The 3,017-nt window shown below is 53.1% G+C and carries 3 protein-coding genes; 1 reads left to right on the top strand and 2 read right to left on the bottom strand.

All coding sequences use genetic code 11. The features are described from left to right. Nucleotides 1-179: 179 nt before the first annotated feature. Nucleotides 180-560 (top strand): metal-dependent transcriptional regulator, encoded by a 381-nt coding sequence (locus tag QZL67_RS00330; RefSeq protein WP_022288801.1) that lies wholly within the window; start codon nucleotides 180-182, stop codon nucleotides 558-560. Nucleotides 561-1,070: 510 nt separating this feature from the next. Here QZL67_RS00330 and QZL67_RS00335 read toward each other — a convergent pair. Both QZL67_RS00335 and QZL67_RS00340 read right to left on the bottom strand, forming a co-directional pair. After that, entirely contained in the window at nucleotides 1,071-1,415 is a 345-nt protein-coding gene (locus QZL67_RS00335) for a hypothetical protein (RefSeq protein ID WP_292919569.1), read from the bottom strand. Between the two features lie 314 nt (nucleotides 1,416-1,729). Then, the gene (locus QZL67_RS00340; protein ID WP_022288802.1) at nucleotides 1,730-2,764 is read right to left on the bottom strand and encodes an aldose epimerase family protein; all 1,035 of its coding nucleotides are present in this window, start codon (nucleotides 2,762-2,764) and stop codon (nucleotides 1,730-1,732) included. Nucleotides 2,765-3,017: the final 253 nt, after the last annotated feature.

Consider the following 3,017-nt stretch of genomic DNA (forward strand, 5'->3'; position numbering starts at 1 on the left):
CGGTTCGATCCCGCTTATCTCCACCATGAGATGGCCATGGAAGCAATTGCTTCTATGGCTTTCTTTTTACATTCCGGTTTACGGGGAACGCCGTTTCATCCTTCCCGATTTTCTGCCAGCGGGGATGCGGCCGTTCGTCCGGCGTACCAGTATCCTTTTGCTCTCAGGAGGTTGCGTCCATGGTCATCCACGAATCCGCTGAGGACTATTTGGAGTCCATTCTGGTTTTGCAGGAGCGGCGCGGGCATGTGCGCTCCATTGATATCGTCAACGAGCTGGGCTACTCCAAGCCCAGCGTCAGCATCGCCATGAAGAAGCTGCGGGAAAACGGCTATATCTCCATGGATACCGAAGGATTGATCACGCTCAATGAAAGCGGCATGGCCATTGCCAGCCGGATCTACAACCGTCACAAAAGTCTCACCCGGCTGTTCACGCTGCTGGGGGTCTCTCCCGAAGTGGCCGCGGAGGACGCCTGCAAGGTCGAGCATGACCTGAGCGACGAGACCTTCGGAAAGATCTGCCAGTTCATCGAACAGGCAGAACAATCCCAGAAATAATGCCCGTACCCCGGCAGAGTTCTGCCGGGGTACTTTTGCAAAACACCCCCGTGGATCAAGTCCGAGGGTCATAAGAAAGTAATATTGCTTTTTGCAGGAGCGGCATGGCTTTGGTCATGCCGTTTCCTGTTTCATCCAGTTTCTATTCTGAACAGAGTTGATTGAGCGCTTTCTTGTCTGGCATAAAAATGACCTCCTTTTCTGAAAATGGGGATAAAAAAGGCCGTCAACTTTTCGCATGGTGCGACAAGTCAACGGTCAGTTTTTCGGTATTCAGTTTTTCAAAACTTGCTGGCAGTAAGTCCACAGGGGATAACCTCATAAGCAGCGCAAGGGGGTGTAGCTACCTTGTCGGAACGAAGTGACAGAACATTCTCGGTCTGCTGATTTTCCTGCTGACAGAGAATGAAGCGACCCAGGACGCACGAATACTTCCGGCAGGAGAGTATAGAAGTGCGCCCTTAGAGTTCTAAGAGATTTTGGTTGCTCGTCAAACTGGAATTGTCAAAATCACTTTTTATATTTTTTCTTAATTACCAACGAATAAACTGCCATCAAAACAATGGTTTCCACTACAGCTCCTGTAACCGAGAGAATTATCCATTTGTGAGCTCCTGTAAGCAAAGGAAGTCCAAGAAAAATAAATACCATGCCATGCACAACATAAAACTTTGACATCGCATGATTGTATTTTCTTATATCCGTTACCTCAAACATTTTCTTATTTCCCCAGAAGCCAATTGCCTTTTTTGAAAACCATATATAATAGCCAAGCACACATATATAACGCCCCAAATACAAAATATGATAAAAAAGAATATATTTTGCTCCATCCAGATACCTCATCAATTCCAATTTGTCATCTGCTCTATTATAATAAATTTTACCACAAGAGTGTGAATAAATCCACCACTGAACACCGAACCGCCCAAACAGTTTTTCTGCTCAGGCGGTCTCTCTTAAACATAAATCAGTTCAGCCTTGAGGATTTCCTCTGCCGGGTTGCAGATGGAGTTCATGTATTGCACCCAATTAAAAATGCACCACACCCGGCCCAAACACCGAATATGGTGCATATTTTCAGACGCATCTGCCTGGCAGATGCCATAAGTGTAGTTTTGAACGAATTATTTTCTTACGAGCACCCGCCTAAATCCACGGGGCGTTTCTTATTTTGTGGAGAAACGAAACACAGTGGTGTGGTCCCAGGTCTCGCCGGGGCGCAGGACACAGGACGGAAAGTCCGGATGGTTGGGAGAATCCGGATAGAACTGCGTCTCCAGGCAGACCGCGTCCCGTCGGGCGTACCGGGCGCCGCCCTTGCCAGCAGGACAGCCATCCAGGTAGTTGCTGCTGTAAAACTGGACACCGGGCAGCGTGGTCTCCACTTCCAGAACCACGCCGGACTTCTCTCCCTCCAGTCGGGCGGCCGGCCGCAGGGTCCCCGGCTGGCCGTTGACCACCCAGTTGTGGTCATAACCGCCGCACAGCTCCAGCTGCCGGAAAGGCTCGTCCACCCGTTCTCCGATGACTCTGGGCGTCCGGAAGTCCATGGGCGTGCCCTCCACCGCGTCCAGCGCGCCGGTGGGGATACTGCCGGGCACCACCGGCGTGTAGCGATCTGCGAACAGTGTTAAGGTGTGTCCCATGGCGCTGCCGCTGCCCTGTCCGTTCAGATTCCAGTAGGCATGACTGGTCAGGTTGCAGACCGTGGTTCGGTCCGCAGCGGCCTGATAATGGAGAATCAGGCTGCTGCCCTCCAGGCGGTAGGTAATGCTGGCAGACAGTGCGCCCGGATACCCCTCTTCACCGTCCTTGCTGTTATAGCGCAGGCATACCCCACCCGGGCACTCCTCCGCCGTCCAGCCCCGGTTGGCAAAGCCGGTAGGACCGCCGTGAAGATGGTTTTCCCCGTCGTTGAGCTCCAGCGTATACGTCTTCCCCTCCAGAGAAAACCGGCCGCCTGCAATACGGTTTGCGTAGCGGCCCACAATGGCGCCCATGAATTTGTCCTGCTCCTGATAGGCCTCCATGCTGTCAAAGCCCAGCGCCACATCGACCCGGCGGCCGTCTGCCGTCGGAACTGACAAGGCCGCCAGCGTGGCCCCATAGGTCAGCACGGAGCACCGCAGCTGCCCATTGTCCAGTGTAAGGATATCCACCGGCTGTTTGTCACGGGTAAAGCCAAACGATCTGCGTTCCATTGCATTTCCTCCTTTTTTTCTGCCCGGAGCGGAATCTTTTCCGGCGCAGCCGCGCCTTTCGGCCGTGTTCTCCGGGCCTGGTTTTCCGTTTTGGGAGATGCCAAAATGACGGGACCGGGCGCTTTTCTGCCTGCGGGCCGCCGCTTTGAAAAAGCCCCTCCTGAGAATTTTATCTTAGCGGGTGTACCTTTGTCTGTCAAGGCGGCCATGGGAAATTTCTCCAAACGGAACGCCCCCGGCCTGTGCCTGTTTC

It is taken from the genome of Oscillibacter sp. CAG:155, assembly GCA_000436875.1.
GTDB lineage: Bacteria > Bacillota > Clostridia > Oscillospirales > Oscillospiraceae > Oscillibacter.

Coding starts and splice junctions, on each gene's coding strand:
- QZL67_RS00330 (WP_022288801.1), top strand. CDS start 180: ATGGTCATCCACGAATCCGCTGAGGACTATTTGGAGTCCATTCTGGTT.
- QZL67_RS00340 (WP_022288802.1), bottom strand. CDS start 2,764: ATGGAACGCAGATCGTTTGGCTTTACCCGTGACAAACAGCCGGTGGAT.